The following is a 19,568-nucleotide window of genomic DNA, read 5'->3' as shown; positions in this document are numbered from 1 at the left end:
GATTCACAAAGCCCACAAAGAATTTGTGTAGTGAGGTTAGGGGTACTACCATGATCATCCCGCCAGGAATATCGTCAGTCAGAAAAGCCTTATAAAATCGCCCTGGTACAAATCCCCCTTTCAAGGGGGCAAGGGGGATTTTTTTTCACATTTAGGACCAGAGATTGAAAAAAATAGTCACGAAGGAGGCACAAAGCACGCAAAGAATTTTGGTAAGGGTTGGAAATGGATTCTTAAGCTAACCTTCAGCTACCAAAACCAGCAGGTCAGCGCATACACATGAAATCGCACCAGGACAAAATCCCCCTTTTAAGGGGGCAAGGGGGATTTTTTTGTATTATTTTTGATTCCCTTTATTAAACCCGCTGGGATTTTTTTGAAGGGGATTCGTTTTCCTTTTCAGACACCGGACTTTTCCCATTAAGGAGCCTAATTCGAGACATGGCCCTGAGAAAAAAGTCAAAAAAAACCTGACCGATACGGGTCAGGTTTTTTGTTACCATATATTTTAACAAGATAAATTATCCGATAGAAACCCGCTTGAAATCAGCTACCGTCAATCCCTTGTTTACGCTGTCCAGGTATTGTGCAATGGTCTGGCTACTGTCCTTTACAAAGGCCTGGCTCAGCAAAGTGTTTTCCTTGTAGAATTTGTTCAATTTGCCCAGCGCAATTTTTTCCAGCATGGCTTCGGGTTTGCCTTCCTGTCTGGCCTGGTCTTTACCTACTTCAATTTCCCTTTCCACTACTGAAGCATCCACACCGTCCTTGTCCACGGCTACAGGACTCATAGCAGCAATTTGCATGGCCACATCTTTAGCCGCATCAGAGACGTCTGCTCCACCAGTATTGGTGAGCGCTACTAGTACCCCCAATTTGCCATTGGAATGGACATAGGGTTCCACTACCTCTCCGGAGACTTTTTCCAGATGGGAAACTTCAATTTTTTCCCCGATTTTGCCGGTCATTTCGGTGATTTTTTCACCGATGGTAATGCCCTCGAAGGGTAACGCCATTACTTCATCAATGCTGGAGGCATTGGCCGCAACGGCCTTTTCCAAAATCGCATTGGCGAAAGCGGAAAATTCTTCATTTTTGGCCACGAAGTCTGTTTCACAAGTCAGAGAGATCAGGGTTCCGGTTTTGCTGTCCTCGCTGACATGCGTAACCACCACACCTTCTTTGGTTTCCCTGTCTGCGCGGGAAGCGGATACTTTCTGTCCTTTTTTTCTCAGGATATCAATAGCTTTTTCAAAATCTCCGTCCGCTTCGGTAAGGGCTTTCTTACAGTCCATCATACCTGCGCCGGTCTTTTGTCTCAATTTATTTACCTCTTGTGCAGTAATCGCCATTGGTTTATGTTTTTTGTTGATAGAAAATTAGGTGCTGACAGTAAAACAAAAATTGAACACATGGCCTGCGCCAGTGTCCAATAATTGTAAATACGATGTCAATGTGGATTATTCGTTGGTTTCAGCGTCGGCTGCTTTTTTTGCTTCCTCTTCTTCAGAAAGCTTGGCTTCGTCCTTGTCTTTTTTGCGTTCGGACAAACCTTCTTCTATGGCAGCGCCAAATGCTTTCACCAGCAATGAAATGGATTTAAAGGCATCATCGTTGGCAGGGATAGGGAAATCCACCTCGTTGGGGTTGGAATTGGTATCTACCAACGCAAAAACAGGAATACCTAGTTTTTTAGCTTCAGAAAGGGCGATGTGTTCTCTTTTGATATCTACGATAAAAAGAGCCGCAGGAAGACGGGTAAGGTCAGCAATACCTCCCAATACATTTTCCAGTTTTTCCCGCTGACGGCTGATCATCAACCGCTCTTTTTTTGCCAGGTTGCTGTAAGAATCGTCTTTTGACATTTTGTCTATGGTAGACATTTTCTTCAGGGACTTTCGGATGGTGGCAAAATTGGTCATCATGCCGCCCAGCCACCTTTCAGTAACATAAGGCATTTTCAGCCTTCTGGCTTCCTCTGCTACCAGGTCCTTGGCTTGTTTTTTTGTCGCTACAAACATTACTTTCTTGCCTGAGCGTACGATCTGCTTGATTGCGTTGGATGCTTCTTCAAGGCAAACGAGCGTTTTGTTTAGATCGATGATATGGATCCCATTCTTCTCCATGAAGATATAGGGTGCCATTTTAGGATCCCACTTTCTTGTTAAGTGTCCGAAGTGAACACCAGCATCCAGTAAGTCTTTATATTCTATATTGGCCATTTATAAATATTGATTTGATATTTCGATTGGGAAAGAAATTCCAGAATTAACGCTTGGAGAACTGGAATCTTCTTCTTGCTTTTCTACGACCAGCTTTCTTACGTTCCACCATTCTGGAGTCACGGGTAAGAAATCCTTCCTTTTTCAGGGGAGTTCTGTGCTCTTCGTTGATATCACACAAGGCCCTGGAAATGGCCATGCGAATCGCTTCTGCCTGACCACTGATACCGCCGCCATCTACATTGATGCTGATATCATAGGCACCGTCTTCATTGACCAATGCCAAAGGCTGTTTCACCACGATCTGGTGCAACTCAAAAGGGAAATAGGTTTCCAATGCCCTTTTGTTTACGGTGATGTTGCCATTTCCGGCCTTGAGGTAAATCCTGGCTACAGATTCTTTTCTTCTTCCGATTTTGTTAATTACTTCCATTTACGGGCTAGCATTAAAGTTTTACTTCTTTTGGTTTCTGAGCACTGTGGGGATGTTCCGAACCGGCATACACATACAGGTTGGTGTACATTTTTCTACCCAGCCTGTTCTTGGGCAGCATGCCTTTTACAGCCTTTTCTACCAGGGTTCTGGGAGCCTTTTCCATCAGAATCTTGGGAGTAGCGATACGTTGTCCTCCGGGATAGCCCGTATGGCGCACATATACTTTTTCGTTCCACTTCCTTCCGGTAAGTCTGATTTTTTCGGCATTGATGACAATCACATTATCACCACAATCCACATGAGGGGTAAAGTTTGGCTTGTGCTTCCCTCTCAACATTTTCGCCACTTCGCTCGCAAATCTACCCAGCACCTGAGATTGGGCATCCACTACCACCCAATTTTTATCCACCGTGGCATCATTTGCTGATATGGTCTTATAGCTTAAAGTATTCACTGTGTGTAAATGTTTAATTATTAGCTTGTTAAATACATTTCACCCTCAAAAAGGGACACAAAGATAGAAGTAAATTCCATTAATTGCAAAGGAATCTAAAGTTTACTGCCTTATTTTCACAAGAATAGGGCCGCCGGAGAAGGCTTGTCCTTTTCCAGACCTGTCAGGTTTCCAAAACCTGCCAGGTCTAATTATCAAGTAACTCATTTTCCACAAAACAGCAATGCAGTTGTTACGAATTTAGCCTAATTGGACTGTGAACGGGCAATCCTTATTAATTTTTCACCTCACTTTGAATAATTGGGTTAAAACTGTTTTTGTAGCAACTACAATGGCCTTATCTGCTCAACAGAGCACGTTTTTCGGAATTTGAGGTAAAGTAAAACCGCAAATTCATTTGCCTCATTGGCTTACCAAAATGGATAGGAGGTTAATGTTTTTTACTTCTCCCAGAGAGGGTTAATCCTTTTTGTTTTAATCAGTAAACCCATTAGTCCTAGTTTAACTAAAACAATAAAAATAATAGAAATCTATTTTTCTTTTGTATTATTTTCCCCATATTATTTTTTATGCATTGGAACAAGCAAAAAAAATGGGAAAGAGAATTGAATTGGCAAAACTTTCACGGCTTGGTAAGCGCCATGCTCTTCTTGATTTTTTTTCCAGGCTGTAAAACAGATACCAGCAATATTCGGATAAGCCACTCAGAGGTATTTACCATGGATATATCGGATTCGGTTTTTACCAACCCAGGAACCATTCAATTGGTAGAATCAGATTCTGCGAACGTATTTTTCCTTTTTAATGGCATCAAAAAGAGCCTTCAATTTTTTGAATTCCCCAAGGGTAAACTGCTTCATGAAATTGATGTTCCCATGGAAGGACCGGGTAATTTACGTGGTTCCACCGGCGGGACGCTCATTTCCAAAGATTCCATCTTCTTTACCTTTTCTCCTCCGGCAATAGGCCTGATGAATTTCGATGGAGGGCTTTTGTTCAAAAAGGAGATTGAAGATGAACGATTGAGCATCCCTCTGCTGGAAGCGAATCAAAAAAGGCCTCTTTTTCAGCATCAGAACATGATTTTTGGTGCCCAGCCCCATTTTACGGATCACCACAAAATGAATGCTGAAGCGATCTTTGACCACCCCCTGATATACAGTTATGATATGGATGCCGATTCCCTGCGCTGGCACGAGGTTTATTATCCACCGGATTATTGGCAATACGGGAAACGAAGGGCAGACTTTTCCTGGGCGAAACGGGAAGATAAACTATATCTGGCACCCATATACCACGATGAAATTCAGGTTTTTGATATGCATTCAGGAGAAATAGTCATGCGGAAACCGGTCTCCTCTCCGGGAATCAGCAGCTTTCAGGTTATCAATTCCCTTCCTTCCAGTGCTGCAGAAGCGGATATGGCCCGTTTAATCCACGATCGCTACGGTACCTTGCTATTTGATCCCTACAGGGATGTTTTTTACCGCTTTTTCTTTCCTGGATTCGAGCCGGGAGAGGATTTATCCGCTGAGGACCTCAGCAACCTCAACTGGTCCAGACCCTATACGGGGATCACGGTCTTTGATAAGGAGCTGCAGGTGCTTGGGCATCACCCTTTTGATGCATACGAGGTATATGGACATGCCAATCATTTTGTAGGAAAGGAAGGATTGTATGTCTCGATTAACAATGAATTTCATCCTGATTTTGATGAAAGTCAATTGAGGTATAAGGTCGTACAATTTGATCTGGAGAAATGAAAATGGGTAGCAGGTATTTGACATTCATTTCCTTGATGTGAATGCCTTTTTTATCGAGCTGCGAGGACGATTGCGGTGGGGCGTATATAGTGTGTCTTTCAATCGCTTAATCAAACAAATTAAGAATTAAATCCGATCTTTTCCAACCTGATTCCGCTGCTACCTACTCGTCTTCTCCAACTGATTGATCAATACGGCAAAATCTTTGGGGTAGGGGGCTTCTGCGGTAATGGGCTCACCGGCCAGGTCCTGAAAGCTGATGGACTGCGCATGTAAGGAAACCCGCTGCATGATCGGCCGTTCCTCGGTGTCTTTTTTCAGGTTAAACTTTCGCTTAAGCTGGGACAGGTAGAGGGGCTTGCCGCCATACAGCGTATCCCCGCAAATGGGGGCACCCAGATAGGCCAGGTGTACCCGGATCTGATGCAGCCGGCCGGTGATCGGCTTGCAGGCGATCAGGCTGTGGGAAAAATAGGTTTTCTGGGTTTTGAAAAGGGTTTGCGCTGGTTTTCCCTGTGCTGCAATGCGGGCGATCCCCTTGTTGCTGGCCGTCAGGTTGCGGTCTACCAGCACCCCATCAAAGTTGTGAATGCCCTCGGCTACTGCATGGTATACTTTTTCTACGGTACGGTTTTCGAATTGCAGGGCAATATGCCGGTAAGCTTCCGGGTTTTTGGCAAAGACCAGGCAACCGGAGGTTTCCTTATCCAGCCGGTGACAGACCTGCAAATCCTCCCAATACTCCTTTCCCAGGGCAAGCATGTTTTGCGCCTCATGCCGGTCTTCCAGGGTAGCAAAGTAAGGAGGTTTGTTCACGATGATGTAGTCCTCCGTTTCCAGCAATATCAGTGATGTAAAGTCTATTTTTTTCATGCCTCCCTTATTTCGGCCCGAAGTTCCGAAATTAGCGGGTATAAAAAAATCAAAAGTGAATAAAGGGGCAGGATTTCAGTTGGTTTTCTGCTGCGAAAAAGGCACTTGACTGCTAAAAGGATAAGGTATGATAATTTAATTTTCCTGCAAAAAACAGGGAAAAGGCCTGGCTGCCGTTTGTTTCCCCATCCGAAATGATTAATTTACCTGCTTCAATTTCGGGTTGAGTTATTGTCCCATGGAACAATAACCTTTAGGTGCTTTGAAAGGGCTACAAAAAAAAATCTGAGGTCCATTAGATTGCTATTAGTGAATAGGTACCATGGAAAATGACGTACGCTGGAAACAACGGTTTTCAAATTACAGAAAAGCATTAAAACAGCTTGAAGCGGCGGTACGACTTGCCAATACGCGGGAATTGAGCCAATTAGAAAAACAAGGCCTCATACAATCCTTTGAATACACCCACGAGCTTGCCTGGCTGGTGATGAAAGATTTCTTTTTCTACCAGGGGAATCCCGAAATCCGTGGACCTAGAGATGCCACCCGGGAAGCCTTCAAAAACGGGTTAATTGAGAATGAAGAGATTTGGATGGATATGATAAAAAGCCGAAATAGGAGCAGTCATACCTATAATGAGGAGATTGCTGCTGAGATAGCCCAAAAAATCGCAGCGCAATATTTCAAAGACTTTGCTGATTTCATGGCCAAAATGGAGGAAATAGATTTAGAGAAACGATGATTACGCTAAGCTTTTCTGATACAGGCTTGTCTGCGATGTCCATTGAAGGAATACAATCGGTATTTTCCCGGTACCCTGAGATCGAAAAGGCCATTCTTTATGGTTCCCGTGCCAAAGGTAATTTTCGCAAGGGTTCTGACATTGACCGCACTCTGGAAGGAAGGCTACTCACGCTTACCTTGCTTAACCAAATTGACACCGAATTGGATGAGCTGCTGCTACCCTACCATATTGATTTATCCATTCGGCATAAAATTAAAAATACCGACTTGCTGGATCATATCGATCGGGTAGGCAAGCTGTTTTATGTAAAGGAGTAGTGGAGAGAGAAGACGCTACAAAAACCATTGATGAATTGAGTTCGACCGAATTTCGGGGGAAAACCGTTATTCCGAGGCTTGGAGAGGGTTTTGAGCGGTGAAAGCCGTGGGAATCTATAGCCAGACGATGCTGCCATACCCTTTACCAGCTCCTAATCCAACCTAAAAGGCTTACCAATGACGGGTTTATCAAATCGTTGAAAATCAATATATTAAAAATAATCATCATCATGCTTCTTGCGTTTTGAATAATTTTAAGTCTTATGATGACGTGGATAAAACCACTTTTTAAAAAAGTAGAGTCCAATAAAAAATGAAGATTTATATTTAAATTACGCAAAGAGCGCAGGCCCGACAAAAAACCGGGGTGCGCAGGAGGTTTGCGGCGTGAAGGATTTTTTTGTCTTGATTTTTTGGTACTTTTTCATCAAGGAAAAAGTACAGAGAATAGAAGGAAAAAGGCTGATTTTAAGCCATAATCCTGGTAATACGAGCAAATTTATATTCGCAAATATTTAAAATAACCTATCGTCATCCCAATTTCTGCATTTATAAAAACATTTAATTCTTGCAATCACGATTTAATCGGTTTTTTGACACTCAAAACCCAATCTCAGGTCTTTAATGAATAGCGCAAATCGACAGGTTCCCACTCTATTCGGACTTGCGTAGGTTTAATCTTTCTATCCCGGAGGTACTTCTTTATTTCCTGCCGGCAGGTCAAAGCTAAAAACCGAACCTTTCCCTACAATGGAACTGACCGAAATTTTGCTTTTATGCCCTTCCAGGATATGTTTGACAATGGCCAGGCCCAGACCGGTGCCGCCCTTTTCTCTGGACCGGCTTTTTTCTACCCGGTAAAACCGCTCAAAGATGCGTTTCAAATCGTCCGGATGGATGCCTGCTCCCTGATCCTTGATCTTAATGCTCAGGTGGTTTTTATTGTGACTCAATTGTATGGTTACTTTCCCTTCTTCCTTGTTGTATTTGATGGCATTGGACACCAGATTTTGAAGTACCCGATAAATTTTATCCCGGTCGGCGTAGCTGATATAAGAGCTGTCCGCATCATACTGAAAATCTATTTTGATCCCCCGCTTCTGGGCCTTCCCTTCCAACTGTTCGATGACTTCCAGAATGGACTCTCTTAGATCAAAATTGATCGGATGAAAGCGGATAAAGCCACTTTCTATCTGGTTGATGGTGATCAGGTCCTGCACCAGGTTTTCCAGGTTGTTCAGGCTTTTGGCGGCCCGTTTCAGAAATTTGTCCCTCACCGAATGGTCTTCCATCGCTCCGTCCAGCAGGGTATGGATATAGCCCTGCGCGGCAAAGATCGGGGTTTTCAATTCATGAGAAATATCTGCGATAAACTCCTTCCTGAAAGTCTCGTTTTTTTGTAGGGTTTCTATCTCCCTGTTTTTGGCCGCTGCATAAGCGTTGATATTGGCCTGCAGGCTTCTCAGCGGAGGGAGGGAGGCTTTCATTTTTTTGGTAGCCTTGATGGTAACATCTTTTTTCTGTATTTTTTCCAACACATTATAGATGTTGCTGATTTCCCTGAACACCAGAAATTCCAGGCTGAGATGAATCAGCAGGTAGCTGATAGAAAATGAAAGGGTTGCGGTAACCAGCAAAACCAGTCCTCCGGTTTCGTCCATAAGGGATAGAAATGCTACCAGCAACAAGGCTATAGATGAAGACAGTAGCAAAGCGATTCCCCTGGAGGTACTGACCATGTTTCTTATAAGTTAAATTTATAGCCTACTCCCTTGACCGTAAAAATATAATCATCGCCAATTTTTTCCCGGACCTTTCTGATATGCACATCCACGGTTCTGGCCAGCACAAAAACATCCGCTCCCCAAATATTTTTCAACAATTCATCCCGGCTAAAGACCATATTGGGATTTTTGGCGAGGAAGTAAAGCAATTCGAATTCCTTCTTTGGCAAAATAATGGTCTGACCGTCCTTACTGATCGTGTAACTGCTCCTGTCGATGATCAGGTCTCTGACAGCGATATGGTTAGCGTCGGTTTCTTTTTTATTTTCCCGGCGAAAAAGCGCTGCAATACGGCTTATCAATGCCCGGGGCTTGATGGGTTTGTGTATATAATCGTCTGCGCCCACGTCGAAGGCTGCCACCTCGGAGTACTCTTCGGAACGTGCTGTCAAAAAAATGATAAAAGTGTTTTTCAGCTCGGGCACCTCCCTGATTTGCCGGCATGTTTCCACGCCGTCCTGGTTGGGCATCATGATGTCCAGCAAGATGATATCTGGCTGGAAGGAAATTGCTTTTTTGACGGCTTTGACGCCGTTATCGGCAGTACTGACCTCGTAGCCTTCTTTCTCCAGATTGTACCTGAGTATTTCGATGATGTCCTCTTCGTCATCTACTACCAATACCTTTAATTTCTGTTTCTCACTCATTGCTTTGTAACGTAAAAACAACAGTAATGTAATTTTTCAGCCAAAGGTAGGGATAATAAAAAAAATCAGACTTACATCCGGAAAAGTTTTGGGATGATCCCAAAGAATATTTTGTAAAAATCCAGTACCTGTTACCTTATATTTAATTTTGCGTCAAGTTATTGTTAAGCAGGCCTTTTGCAGAGACGATGTCCATGTTGATGGAGCCTACCATCATACTGGCTTTGATTTTCACAGGAATACGGTTTTCATCTGCAGTGATCCATATTTTGACTGGTTTTTTACCCCTGAACAGTTTATTACTGGGCAAGGTAGGGCTAAAGATATGGGTGTTGAAATCGCCGATTTCGGTAGAAACTTCGTCCATGCCCTCGTATGTTAATTTTAGGTTATAATTTTTCTTGTCAAAAAAACCTTTGATGGAAATCTCTTCCCCTTTTTTTAACCCCCGAAGGTCCATCGTTCTCAGCAGGTAGTAGCCACTTACGATGTCCTGTACATTTCTGGGCACATCAAAACGCTCTACCTTGGTCAGGTTTTTATTTTCCCTGTCGTACAATTTTACTACTGCAGATTGCTCCTGATGGTCAAAGTCGATTACTTCGTGTTTTCTGTAGTTGCCTTCCTCAATGTGTCGGTATGATCTGAAGGGTACAATCTGTGCCGTATCGATATAACTTCCCCAATTATCTTTGACGTAAAAGAGTTTGAATATGCTCAGCGTTCGTCCGAAAACATCAATTTTATAGGCCGGCCGGCCATCGATATGGTGAACCTGGTCTGAAATTACCATTTTCGCTTCGGCAGCATTGATAAAAAAGTAGCTGACATTGAACGTGAGCTCTTCTCCGGTGGTGAAGGCCTGGTTTTTCCTCGCTGCCGGTATTTTATCTTCGGGTGCCTGCAGCAGCATCAGTACAGCTAAAAATAAGGATTGTAGGTACAGGTTCATTTATTTTTTTAATGGGTTACGATCAAAGTCCATACCATTTTGACTATCAACAAACAGGGGTAAACTATCCGAGATTAGTATAACGAAATACAAAAACAATGGTTATCCGCAGTTGGTAATGAACTGGCGAATGTTTACTTTCACATTATCAATTGAAAGATTCGAATAGAAACCATGAGTGCAAATACTGAAAAACTAAAGGCCCTTCAGCTGACGCTGGATAAACTGGAGAAAACTTACGGAAAGGGCACCGTAATGAAATTGAGCGATAATGTGGTGCTGGATGTCCCCGCCATTTCCACGGGATCGCTTGGCCTGGATATGGCCCTCGGGATCGGAGGGGTACCCAGAGGCAGGGTTATCGAAATCTACGGACCTGAATCCTCCGGAAAAACCACGCTTTCCATGCACTGTATCGCAGAAGCCCAAAAAGCAGGAGGTTTGGCGGCTTTTATTGATGCAGAGCACGCTTTTGACAAATCCTATGCGGAAAAGTTAGGCATAGATATCGAAAACCTGCTGATTTCCCAGCCTGACAACGGTGAGCAGGCACTGGAAATAGCGGAACACCTGATCCGTTCCGGAGCGATCGATATCATTGTGATCGATTCCGTAGCCGCATTGGTGCCCAAAGGGGAGCTGGAAGGGGAAATGGGTGATTCTAAAATGGGTCTGCAGGCCCGGTTGATGTCCCAGGCCCTGAGGAAGCTAACCGGAGCCATCAACAAAACCGGTTGTGCCTGTATTTTTGTCAATCAGCTTCGGGAAAAGATAGGCGTGATGTTTGGTAACCCCGAAACCACTACAGGAGGCAATGCCCTCAAGTTTTATGCCTCTGTAAGGCTGGATATACGCCGGATCGGCCAGATCAAAGAGGGCGCGGACAATATCCTCGGAAACAGGACCAAGGTGAAGGTGGTCAAAAACAAGGTTTCACCTCCTTTCAAGGTGGTGGAGTTTGACATTATGTATGGAGAAGGCATTTCCAAGGTTGGTGAGATCATAGATTTGGGAGTAGAGTTTGATATTGTCAAAAAGGCAGGATCCTGGTTTTCCTATGACGGCAACAAGCTGGGACAGGGAAGGGATGCCGTCAAAACCCTGCTTCTGGACAATCCTGAACTGATGGAAGAGCTGGAATTGAAAATCAAGGAACAGGCTGGCTTGATCAAGGACAGCAAAGAGAAAGGTAAAGCAAAGGCTAAAAAAGAAGTAAAAGATTTGGAATAAAATCCCCGGCAGCTAGGGTGCCGATTCAGGTGGTTCGGATGGCTTCTACGGGGTCCATCTTCGCAGCCATGGAAGCGGGAATTATCCCTGATGCTATGCCTATGGCGGAAGACAGGCCGATGCCCAGAAGAATGTTTTTGAAACTCAGGATAATTTCCAGATTGCCCAGGGAAATGAATGTCGCGCCAAAAACAATCAGTAATCCGGCAAAGCCTCCAATCAGGCTCAGAAAGGTGGCTTCAAACAAAAACTGCGTAAGGATGAAATAATTTTTTGCCCCGAGTGACTTTTGGATGCCAATGATGCCCGTTCGTTCCTTTACGGACACAAACATGATGTTGGCGATGCCGAAACCGCCAATCAGAATCGAGAAGCCGCCAATCACCCAGCCTGCCAGAGAGATAACGGTGAAGATAGAACCTACCGCATCCTGAATAAATTCTGACTTGTTCAGGGCAAAATTATTTTCCTCGGTCGGCTTTAGTCCTCGTTTGGCCCTTAACAGCCCAGTCATCTCATTTTCCAGCGCAACCAATCCCTGGTCATCGTCTCTTCCTTTGGCAGCTATTGTAGGTTCAATGCCATTTTTTCCCACATAAAAAAGCTTGTTAAATGCCCCATATGGGACCATCAGCGCCTCATCTTTTGAGGGCGTGTCAAAAAGTCCTTCGCCTTCTTCTTCAAGCACTCCGATCACCGTGAATTTCAGACCCTTGATCTTAAATTCCTTGCCTACCGGTGGCTGGGCGGGAAACAAGGCATTGGCGATCTTAACGCCGATTATGGCCACATTTCTTGAAGCTTTGATTTCCATTTCTGTGAAAAAGCGCCCCTCCTGGATAGGAATATCGTACACCTTGGTGTGGTTGTACACCACACCATCCAGATTGGCCATTTCATAGGCATTGCTTCCGGCCTTGACAGTAGTGCGGGTATTGGCGAAAATGGTGACTCCTGCGGCAGAGCTTAGCCGGTCTTCCAGAAAGGTGAATTCAGAATATGTGCCGGGAGGACGCCGGAAATATCTCCACCAGGGGTACTCCTGCGGACCTGAGGAAAAAGGAAACCTGTCTACCCGTATCACATTACTCCCCAGAAAAGTCAGGCTATCCTTGATGTTTCGTTCGAGTGAATCCACCAGGGTGAATACTGCAATGATGGCAAATATCCCGACGGTGACTCCAAGTAACGAAAGAATGGTACGGGTGAGATTGGATTTCAGGGCCTGCATAGCAAACCGAAAACTCTCCCAAAGTAGCCTAAGTATCATCAATTGTCAGAATATTTAAAACAATTTGACAATATAGGTAGAATAAGGGTAAATTCTTATTATCTTTGCATTTTTTACGATAATTACGTTTACGCTTTATTTCCAAAATATATTCATATGAAGTTATCAGATTTCAAATTTGAAATTCCCAAAAAGCTTGTTTCCCTGTACCCGCCTGAAAACCGGGACGAATCCAGATTGATGGTGGTTCACAGGGATACAGGTAAAATAGAACACCGGGTTTTTAAAGATATCATCGAATATTTTGGTGAAGGAGACGTATTTGTTACCAATAATACCAAGGTTTTTCCTGCCCGGCTATATGGCAATAAGGAGAAAACAGGGGCCAAAATTGAGGTCTTCCTTTTGAGAGAATTGAATCAGGACCTCAGGCTGTGGGATGTGTTGGTGGATCCTGCCAGGAAAATCCGGGTTGGCAACAAGCTATATTTTGGAGACAGCGATCTGGTAGCTGAAGTCATCGACAACACCACCTCCCGTGGCCGTACCATTCGGTTTCTGTTTGATGGCACTGATGAGGAATTTTACAAAACCATAGACACGCTGGGAGAAACACCTTTATTAAAGGAATTTATCGAAAGAGATGTGGTTGATGCTGACCGGGAACGATATCAGACCATATTTGCTCAGCATGTGGGGGCTGTTGCTGCCCCTACTGCAGGCTTGCACTTTACGCAGCACCTGCTTAAAAGGCTTGAGATCAAGGGTGTGGAGGTTTGTCCCATTACCCTGCACATCGGACTTGGCACTTTCAGACAAGTAGATGTAGAGGACCTGACCAAGCATAAAATGGATTCTGAGAATTACGACATCCCTCAAAGCACGGTAGAGTTGGTCAACAAAGCATTGGACAACAAGAAAAAAGTGGTGTCTGTAGGTACTACCTCCCTGAAGACAATTGAATCGTCTGTTACCGCAAACGGACGCTTGAAAGCAAGCAGCGGCTGGACGGATAAGTTTATCATTCCTCCTTATGAATTTAAGATTGCCAATGCGCTGATCACCAATTTTCACCTGCCTGAATCTACTTTGCTCATGACGGCTTCGGCTTTTGGAGGCTATGATCTGATCATGAAAGCTTATCAGGAAGGCATCAAAGAGAATTACAAATTTTTCAGCTATGGCGATGCCATGTTGATCCTTTAAGTAGCAAGTACTATCGTTGAGCAACCCGTAGAGAGCTGATTTCTACGGGTTTTTTGGGCTTTAGCCCGAATGGTAGCCTAGGAATCACAACGATAAAAGTGAGAAATCCCTTCCGGAAAGATCAGGACAGCGCCCTCCCTTTGATATGCTGGTTTTTTCAGGGTTGTCAGGTATATCAATCGAAAATCTTCAGATACTGACTTCCTTTTCAAACTTTTCCAGGGCTTCAGGGCGGCCCACCACATACACGATATCTCCGAGTTTGATTTTGGTATTTCCTGTGATTTCGGTTTTTGTCTTCCCTTCCCGTTTGATGGCCACCATGTTGATGCCTACCTGTTCCCTGAGATTGATGTCTTTGATGGCTTTTCCTATCAACGCGCCATGGTCTTTTTCTACCTTTATGCCGGCAAAGTTGATTTCAGGAACATCCAGCGTGATGGTGTTGCCGTTGTCGCTGGTCAATGTCCGGAAGACCTCGTAATTGTGAAACCGCACATCATGGGTGAAATCCTCAATTTCTCCCTTAGGCACCAGGTATTTGTTGAGCACCCGGGTAAATATCTCTATTGAGGTTTCAAATTCCTCCGGGATTACCTCATCTGCGCCTAATTTCAGCATGGCTTCTATCTCATTTACATAGCGGGTCCGTACGATGATAAAGGCATTCTGAGTCGCATCCCGAATATTGATGATGATACCCTTGGTAGATTCATGGTTGGAGATGGCGATGACCACTACCCTGGCCTTGTGGATATTGACATGCTCCAGTACGACAGAATTGGCTGCATCTCCGTACATGATGGGCTCTCCCTTGGCAGCTTCTACTTTTACCGTTTCGGGATTCATTTCTATGATCACGTAGGGGATGTTGGCCCGCTTTGCTGCTTTGGCGAGGTTGCGGCCATTGAGGCCAAACCCGATGATAACCAGATGATCGCTGAGTTGGTCAGTTTCTATCTCCCCACTGGGTAGGTCGATTTTGTCACCAAATCTGGCCTTGAAATTTTTGGGTACGGGTATATTGAGCACCCTGCATGCCAGGTCTTCCCGCCTTTTCAGCACAAATGGAGTGATGATCATGGTAAGAATGGAAATGGCCAGGAAATACTGGTAAGTGATATTGTCCAGCAGCTCATACTTTAAACCCTCCTTGGCCAGCAGCAGAGAGAATTCACCCACCTGGAAGATGGAAAATCCCACGATAAAGGATTCTTTGAAATTGCTGCCGATGGCTTTAACGGAAAGGGAAACGACAAGAAATTTAATCACAAAGGTCAACAGTACCAGCGCCAGAATGGTCAGGATATGGTCTACCAGAAACGTGATGTCGAAGAGCATCCCAACGGAAACGAAAAAGAAACTGAGGAAAATTTCCCTGAAAGGCAAAATTTTGCCTGTCGCATGATGGCTGTATTCGGATTCGCTGATGATCAGTCCCGCCAGAAAGGCACCCAAACCCAAAGAAAGGCCGAGCAGAGAGGTGACATATGCGACCGCAAAGCAAGTCACAATAATACTTAGGAGAAAAAGTTCTTCATTTTTTGACTTGGCTACCTTGTACAGCAACTGTGGGATCAGGTATTTGGCACCCAGAATGGTCAGGATGATCACCAAACCTCCCTTGAGGGCCATGTACAACAGGGAAAGCAGTATATTATCTGATTCTCCTGCCAGCATAGGGGTAAACAAAACCAGCGGAACGATGATGATGTCCTGAAAAATCAATATGGCCAGAGTGGTGCGGCCCGACAGCGTATTGATCTGCCCGCTTTCCTGAAGCAGTTTGAGCACTATGGCCGTACTACTCAGGGCAAAAAGAAAGCCGAAAAAGACGGCAATGTTCCAGTTGTACCCAAAAAAATAGGTAATAATAGTGGTTACTGCTATGGTTAAAACTACCTGTAGGCTACCTCCAATAAATACCGCCTTTTTGATAGCCATCAGACTTTTGAGGGAAAATTCCATGCCGATGACAAACAGCAGCAGGATCACACCGATCTCTGAGAGTACCTCAACAGCCGTGGAGGCATCCACCAGGGAAAGCCCGTAGGGTCCGGCTATGGCGCCGGTAAGCAAATACCCTATTATGGTGGGCAACTTCAGCCGCATGAATAGCAGAATTACCAGCGTGGCCAGTCCAAAGATTACCACGATATCTGACAAGAGAGGTATTTCAGCTGCTGCGAGTATAAAAGGGCTCATTAGGTCGTTTTTTGCAATTTAACGGTTAACAAGATAGTCAATAAATCATAGAAATAATAAGCGGATCCCAAATTGCAGGCTGTTTGGGGGGATGGCGGGGTTCCGGCAAAATTTAATAAGCGAGACCTAACCTTTTGTAAATGAAGTGCATCAACCAGGCAGGCCCAATCAATAAAAACTGGAGATCTTTGAAAAAAGAGGGTTTTTTGCCTTCAATCTTATGCCCGTAAAATTGCAGCACCCATGCCAGCAGAAAAACAAGCAGGCAGAATATCCAGAAAGGGAATGGCAAAATCAAACTGAGTAGATTGGCCAGTGCCAGGCAACTGGCAGAGAACAACAACATGCCCAGAGCCAATGGGGGAGACAGCGAATAATAATAAAAGAAAACCAATAGCAGTACCAGAGTGGCCCAATTGGCAAAATCGCCGATAAAGGGATCAAATTCGAGCATGGGGCCGGCAGGGATACTGTAGATCAGGCCAACTATACTGAAAAAAATAGCAGGCACACAAATCCAATGGATGATTTTGTTGGTCGGGTGCCGGTGGCTGATACCATATTCCGTTAACAGATTATCAATTCTTCTCATGGACCGAATAAATGTGATAATTCGTAATAAGTTAATAAAAAAAATACTAACAATGCAAATTACTTCCCCTTTTAATTTTATTTGAATACTTTTTTTATCAGCAGGGCTCATAAATGCAAGACAGAGACGAAGCTGGTTAATTCATATTTTTTTTTAACTTTAAACTTTTCTTTGCCTTCAAGATTTCTGCATGAATAGATCTCCAAGAAAACCTTCCATAGGGGAAGCTCTGTTTCCGATCATTTTCCTGATTGTCCTTCTGGCCATTAATATCAATGTCTTTGGAACCGACGGTTTGTTAGGTTCGAATCAATTGGTATTGGTGATCGCTTCTGGTGTTGCCGGCCTGGTGGCAGTATTCCGGCTGGGCGTAAAATGGGATAGCGTACAGGACGGCATGGTAAAAAGTATTTCTTCGGCCATGTCCTCCATTTTGATTTTGCTTTTGATCGGTTCGCTGGCAGGTAGCTGGATGATCAGCGGCATCGTTCCTGCCATGATATACTATGGCCTTAAAGTATTGAATCCTACGATCTTTCTGTTTGCCGCCTGCGTGGTTTGTGGTGTCGTTTCTGTTTCTACGGGAAGCAGTTGGACTACGGTAGCTACTGTGGGAGTAGCCTTACTGGGAATAGGCAAGGCACTGGGCTTTGGGGAAGGAATCATCGGTGGAGCCATTATCTCCGGAGCCTATTTTGGGGATAAGATGTCTCCACTTTCCGATACCACCAACCTGGCTCCGGCCATGGCCGGAACTGACCTTTTTACGCATATCAGGCACATGGTCAAAACGACCGTGCCTTCCATTTCTATTACCCTGGTGATCTTTGGTATTATCGGATTTTGGGGCAAACCTGCAGGCACGATAGGACAGGTGGAGGAGATATCCCGGGTGATAGCGGCTAGTTTTAACATCAACGGATGGCTGTTTATCGTCCCGGTGCTGGTGCTGGTACTGATCATGAAAAAAGTGCCCGCGATTCCGACGCTTCTGGCGGGTGCCTTGCTTGGGGCTGTTTTTGCGGTGATTTTTCAGGGAGAGGTGATCAGACAACTTTCTTCCGGGATAGAAGGTGGAGTGGCACTCCAGACATTTACAGTTGTAATGGGTTCCCTATTCGGAGATACGGCAATCGTAACTTCCAATGAGATCGTTAATGAACTATTGGTGACTGGGGGCATGGCGGGGATGCTTTATACGGTATGGCTGATTATTTGTGCCATGGTATTTGGCGGCATCATGGAGGTAAGTGGAATGCTTAAAGTCATCGCTGAGGCCGTAATCAGCAAGGTAAATGATGTGGGTTCATTGATAGCCGCTACAGCCGGAACCGGCGTTTTCTTTAATGTCACTACCTCAGATCAGTATTTGGCCATTCTTGTGCCGGGCCGGATGTATTCAGATATTTATAGAAAAAGAGGACTGAAAGGTGAAAATCTCAGTCGCACCCTCGAAGATAGCGCTACAGTGACGTCAGTACTCATCCCATGGAATACCTGCGGTGCTACGCAGGCCTCGGTACTTGGGGTGGCTACCCTGACTTATGCTCCATATTGTTTTTTCAATATCATCAGTCCCTTTATGACCATTTTGTTTGGGTATATGAATTGGGGCATCAATAAATATTCGGAGGAAGAAATGGAAAACATCAAGCAAGAAGAAATTTTGGCATGATACCTTTGAAAATCAGTAAACAGGAAGTTAATGGGATGGAATTGGGCGCTTTTGACGGCGAAATAGTCCTTGTCAATGATCAAAAATCGCTTAGGCGCATGGAGAAGGATTTGCTTTCTCAATCGTTTGTGGGCTTTGATACCGAAACCCGCCCGGCGTTCAGGAGGGGCGTAAGTCATGATGTGGCGCTGCTGCAGCTCGCTACCAAAAAAACCGCATACCTGATCAGATTGAATGAAATGGGTTTTCCGGAGGAAGCAAAAGCCGTTTTGGAAAGTGCACGCATTGTTAAGGTTGGCGCTGCCGTGCGCGATGATATCAAGGCACTGAAAAAGATTTCACCGGGTTTTTCGCCCGACGCATTTTTTGATCTCAACGAGGAGCTAAAGCGGGTGGGTTTTCTCAATGTAGGGGTGAGGAATCTCAGTGCCATGGTGTTGGGAATAAGGATCTCCAAATCCGAGCAGGTTTCCAACTGGGAAGCACCGGCGCTGACAGAAAAGCAGCTATTGTATGCGGCCACAGATGCCTGGGCCTGCCTGGAAATCTTCCTGAAACTGTACAGCGAAGGTTACCTGGACGAGATCTTTTCTATGTGAGTATTACGACGGCTGGAATACCTTCCAAAATACTTTTCAGGTCGGGATAAAGGTTTTCCCGGCATTCCAATGTAATCCGGCAGCCCTCAGCAAAGTCCTGGTTAACGATTTTAAACTCGTCGCGATTGAGTAGGGGCATTACCGTTCCCATAGCCTCATATTCAAAGCTAATAACAATTGCTTTTGTCAGGGTGCTGGTAATTATTTCCCCAGCGGAAATGGCTGCTGCAGCCGCAGTCTTGTAGGCCTGTACCAGACCACCTTTTCCCAGTTTGGTCCCGCCAAAGTACCGGACCACTACGATCAGGCAGTTGGTAAGCGCATTGGATCGCAGTTGTCCCAAAATCGGATCACCCGCACTGTGGTGGGGCTCGCCGTCATCATTGGCACGGTATACATCCATGTGTTTACCCAATATGTAAGCATAACAATGGTGGCTGGCATCGTAATAGGTTTTCTTTAGCCGAAGAAGCATTTCCTGCACCGCAGCTTCGTCTTCTACCGGATATATAAAAGACAAAAACCTACTTCCCTTTTCCCTGTGTAGTCCTGTAGCTGCTGATTTAATCGTGTTAAAGGTATCGTTCATTCCGCTATTTATGCTTCATATTCTGAGGAATACTGGATATTTGCTAAT

Annotated in this window: 19 protein-coding genes; 7 read left to right on the top strand and 12 right to left on the bottom strand. The window is 44.7% G+C overall.

From position 1 onward, the window contains the following. Nucleotides 1–521: 521 nt before the first annotated feature. The 4 genes from tsf to rplM form a co-directional block, all read right to left on the bottom strand. On the bottom strand, nucleotides 522–1,352 hold the full coding sequence (gene tsf / locus BUB19_RS16975) for a translation elongation factor Ts (protein ID WP_073095969.1): 831 nt from the start codon (nucleotides 1,350–1,352) through the stop codon (nucleotides 522–524). 108 nt (nucleotides 1,353–1,460) lie between these two features. Beyond that, complete coding sequence (gene rpsB / locus BUB19_RS16970; RefSeq protein WP_073095968.1) at nucleotides 1,461–2,222, bottom strand: 30S ribosomal protein S2; 762 nt, start codon at nucleotides 2,220–2,222, stop codon at nucleotides 1,461–1,463. Between the two features lie 46 nt (nucleotides 2,223–2,268). Then, complete coding sequence (gene rpsI / locus BUB19_RS16965; protein ID WP_073095967.1) at nucleotides 2,269–2,655, bottom strand: 30S ribosomal protein S9; 387 nt, start codon at nucleotides 2,653–2,655, stop codon at nucleotides 2,269–2,271. A 13-nt stretch (nucleotides 2,656–2,668) separates the two neighbouring features. Beyond that, nucleotides 2,669–3,112 (bottom strand): 50S ribosomal protein L13, encoded by a 444-nt coding sequence (rplM, locus tag BUB19_RS16960; protein WP_073095966.1) that lies wholly within the window; start codon nucleotides 3,110–3,112, stop codon nucleotides 2,669–2,671. Between the two features lie 569 nt (nucleotides 3,113–3,681). Between rplM and BUB19_RS16955 the strand changes: the two genes are divergently transcribed. Next, nucleotides 3,682–4,875 (top strand): DUF4221 family protein, encoded by a 1,194-nt coding sequence (locus BUB19_RS16955; RefSeq protein WP_084097404.1) that lies wholly within the window; start codon nucleotides 3,682–3,684, stop codon nucleotides 4,873–4,875. Nucleotides 4,876–5,034: 159 nt separating this feature from the next. Here BUB19_RS16955 and BUB19_RS16950 read toward each other — a convergent pair whose 3' ends face one another. Next, complete coding sequence (locus tag BUB19_RS16950; RefSeq protein ID WP_073095965.1) at nucleotides 5,035–5,748, bottom strand: RluA family pseudouridine synthase; 714 nt, start codon at nucleotides 5,746–5,748, stop codon at nucleotides 5,035–5,037. A gap of 322 nt (nucleotides 5,749–6,070) precedes the next feature. Here BUB19_RS16950 and BUB19_RS16945 point away from each other — a divergent pair, with 322 nt between their 5' ends. Together BUB19_RS16945 and BUB19_RS16940 are read left to right on the top strand one after the other, a co-directional pair. Further along, nucleotides 6,071–6,490, top strand: coding sequence for a nucleotidyltransferase substrate binding protein (locus BUB19_RS16945; protein ID WP_073095964.1), 420 nt, complete (start codon nucleotides 6,071–6,073; stop codon nucleotides 6,488–6,490). Continuing rightward, a complete protein-coding gene (locus tag BUB19_RS16940; RefSeq protein WP_073095963.1) occupies nucleotides 6,487–6,810 on the top strand; it encodes a nucleotidyltransferase domain-containing protein in 324 nt (107 codons plus the stop codon). The genes BUB19_RS16945 and BUB19_RS16940 overlap by 4 nt, the downstream gene beginning before the upstream one ends. 683 nt (nucleotides 6,811–7,493) lie before the next feature. Here BUB19_RS16940 and BUB19_RS16935 read toward each other — a convergent pair. The 3 genes from BUB19_RS16935 to BUB19_RS16925 form a co-directional block, all read right to left on the bottom strand. Beyond that, nucleotides 7,494–8,549, bottom strand: coding sequence for a sensor histidine kinase (locus tag BUB19_RS16935; RefSeq protein ID WP_073095962.1), 1,056 nt, complete (start codon nucleotides 8,547–8,549; stop codon nucleotides 7,494–7,496). A gap of 5 nt (nucleotides 8,550–8,554) precedes the next feature. Further along, nucleotides 8,555–9,241 carry a response regulator transcription factor gene (locus tag BUB19_RS16930; RefSeq protein WP_073095961.1) on the bottom strand — a complete coding sequence of 229 codons (687 nt, stop codon included), beginning with the start codon at nucleotides 9,239–9,241 and terminating at the stop codon, nucleotides 8,555–8,557. Nucleotides 9,242–9,383: 142 nt separating this feature from the next. Further along, nucleotides 9,384–10,193, bottom strand: a complete 810-nt coding sequence (locus BUB19_RS16925) for a DUF3108 domain-containing protein (RefSeq protein WP_073095959.1) — start codon at nucleotides 10,191–10,193, stop codon at nucleotides 9,384–9,386. Nucleotides 10,194–10,367: 174 nt separating this feature from the next. Between BUB19_RS16925 and recA the strand changes: the two genes are divergently transcribed. Then, nucleotides 10,368–11,423 (top strand): recombinase RecA, encoded by a 1,056-nt coding sequence (gene recA / locus BUB19_RS16920; protein WP_073095957.1) that lies wholly within the window; start codon nucleotides 10,368–10,370, stop codon nucleotides 11,421–11,423. A 25-nt stretch (nucleotides 11,424–11,448) separates the two neighbouring features. On the opposite strand, the gene BUB19_RS16915 is transcribed toward recA, so the two are convergent. Beyond that, complete coding sequence (locus BUB19_RS16915) at nucleotides 11,449–12,693, bottom strand: ABC transporter permease (protein ID WP_394333885.1); 1,245 nt, start codon at nucleotides 12,691–12,693, stop codon at nucleotides 11,449–11,451. Nucleotides 12,694–12,810: 117 nt separating this feature from the next. Here BUB19_RS16915 and queA point away from each other — a divergent pair, with 117 nt between their 5' ends. Next, nucleotides 12,811–13,860 (top strand): tRNA preQ1(34) S-adenosylmethionine ribosyltransferase-isomerase QueA, encoded by a 1,050-nt coding sequence (gene queA / locus BUB19_RS16910; protein ID WP_073095954.1) that lies wholly within the window; start codon nucleotides 12,811–12,813, stop codon nucleotides 13,858–13,860. Nucleotides 13,861–14,049: 189 nt separating this feature from the next. On the opposite strand, the gene BUB19_RS16905 is transcribed toward queA, so the two are convergent. Beyond that, entirely contained in the window at nucleotides 14,050–16,065 is a 2,016-nt protein-coding gene (locus BUB19_RS16905; RefSeq protein WP_073095953.1) for a monovalent cation:proton antiporter family protein, read from the bottom strand. Between the two features lie 112 nt (nucleotides 16,066–16,177). Further along, nucleotides 16,178–16,657, bottom strand: a complete 480-nt coding sequence (locus BUB19_RS16900; protein WP_073095952.1) for an Mpo1 family 2-hydroxy fatty acid dioxygenase — start codon at nucleotides 16,655–16,657, stop codon at nucleotides 16,178–16,180. A gap of 190 nt (nucleotides 16,658–16,847) precedes the next feature. Here BUB19_RS16900 and nhaC point away from each other — a divergent pair, with 190 nt between their 5' ends. Together nhaC and BUB19_RS16890 are read left to right on the top strand one after the other, a co-directional pair. Next, nucleotides 16,848–18,332: a Na+/H+ antiporter NhaC gene (nhaC, locus tag BUB19_RS16895; protein ID WP_073095951.1), complete on the top strand. Its 1,485-nt coding sequence runs from the start codon at nucleotides 16,848–16,850 to the stop codon at nucleotides 18,330–18,332. After that, nucleotides 18,329–18,931, top strand: coding sequence for a 3'-5' exonuclease (locus tag BUB19_RS16890; RefSeq protein ID WP_073095950.1), 603 nt, complete (start codon nucleotides 18,329–18,331; stop codon nucleotides 18,929–18,931). Before nhaC ends, BUB19_RS16890 begins: the two co-directional genes overlap by 4 nt. Here BUB19_RS16890 and BUB19_RS16885 read toward each other — a convergent pair. Next, the gene (locus tag BUB19_RS16885) at nucleotides 18,924–19,520 is read right to left on the bottom strand and encodes an IMPACT family protein (protein WP_073095949.1); all 597 of its coding nucleotides are present in this window, start codon (nucleotides 19,518–19,520) and stop codon (nucleotides 18,924–18,926) included. The genes BUB19_RS16890 and BUB19_RS16885 overlap by 8 nt on opposite strands. Between the last annotated feature and the right edge of the window lie 48 nt (nucleotides 19,521–19,568).

This window comes from Cyclobacterium lianum, from assembly GCF_900143075.1.
GTDB lineage: Bacteria > Bacteroidota > Bacteroidia > Cytophagales > Cyclobacteriaceae > Cyclobacterium > Cyclobacterium lianum.
The sequence above is the reverse complement of the archived record's forward strand: the minus strand, read 5'-3'. Positions and strand labels throughout refer to the sequence as shown.

Coding starts and splice junctions, on each gene's coding strand:
- recA (WP_073095957.1), top strand. CDS start 10,368: ATGAGTGCAAATACTGAAAAACTAAAGGCCCTTCAGCTGACGCTGGAT.
- BUB19_RS16935 (WP_073095962.1), bottom strand. CDS start 8,549: ATGGTCAGTACCTCCAGGGGAATCGCTTTGCTACTGTCTTCATCTATA.
- rpsI (WP_073095967.1), bottom strand. CDS start 2,655: ATGGAAGTAATTAACAAAATCGGAAGAAGAAAAGAATCTGTAGCCAGG.
- nhaC (WP_073095951.1), top strand. CDS start 16,848: ATGAATAGATCTCCAAGAAAACCTTCCATAGGGGAAGCTCTGTTTCCG.
- BUB19_RS16900 (WP_073095952.1), bottom strand. CDS start 16,657: ATGAGAAGAATTGATAATCTGTTAACGGAATATGGTATCAGCCACCGG.
- BUB19_RS16945 (WP_073095964.1), top strand. CDS start 6,071: ATGGAAAATGACGTACGCTGGAAACAACGGTTTTCAAATTACAGAAAA.
- BUB19_RS16950 (WP_073095965.1), bottom strand. CDS start 5,748: ATGAAAAAAATAGACTTTACATCACTGATATTGCTGGAAACGGAGGAC.
- BUB19_RS16925 (WP_073095959.1), bottom strand. CDS start 10,193: ATGAACCTGTACCTACAATCCTTATTTTTAGCTGTACTGATGCTGCTG.
- BUB19_RS16915 (WP_394333885.1), bottom strand. CDS start 12,693: ATGATACTTAGGCTACTTTGGGAGAGTTTTCGGTTTGCTATGCAGGCC.
- BUB19_RS16890 (WP_073095950.1), top strand. CDS start 18,329: ATGATACCTTTGAAAATCAGTAAACAGGAAGTTAATGGGATGGAATTG.
- BUB19_RS16905 (WP_073095953.1), bottom strand. CDS start 16,065: ATGAGCCCTTTTATACTCGCAGCAGCTGAAATACCTCTCTTGTCAGAT.
- BUB19_RS16955 (WP_084097404.1), top strand. CDS start 3,682: ATGCATTGGAACAAGCAAAAAAAATGGGAAAGAGAATTGAATTGGCAA.
- tsf (WP_073095969.1), bottom strand. CDS start 1,352: ATGGCGATTACTGCACAAGAGGTAAATAAATTGAGACAAAAGACCGGC.
- rpsB (WP_073095968.1), bottom strand. CDS start 2,222: ATGGCCAATATAGAATATAAAGACTTACTGGATGCTGGTGTTCACTTC.
- BUB19_RS16930 (WP_073095961.1), bottom strand. CDS start 9,241: ATGAGTGAGAAACAGAAATTAAAGGTATTGGTAGTAGATGACGAAGAG.
- queA (WP_073095954.1), top strand. CDS start 12,811: ATGAAGTTATCAGATTTCAAATTTGAAATTCCCAAAAAGCTTGTTTCC.
- BUB19_RS16940 (WP_073095963.1), top strand. CDS start 6,487: ATGATTACGCTAAGCTTTTCTGATACAGGCTTGTCTGCGATGTCCATT.
- BUB19_RS16885 (WP_073095949.1), bottom strand. CDS start 19,520: ATGAACGATACCTTTAACACGATTAAATCAGCAGCTACAGGACTACAC.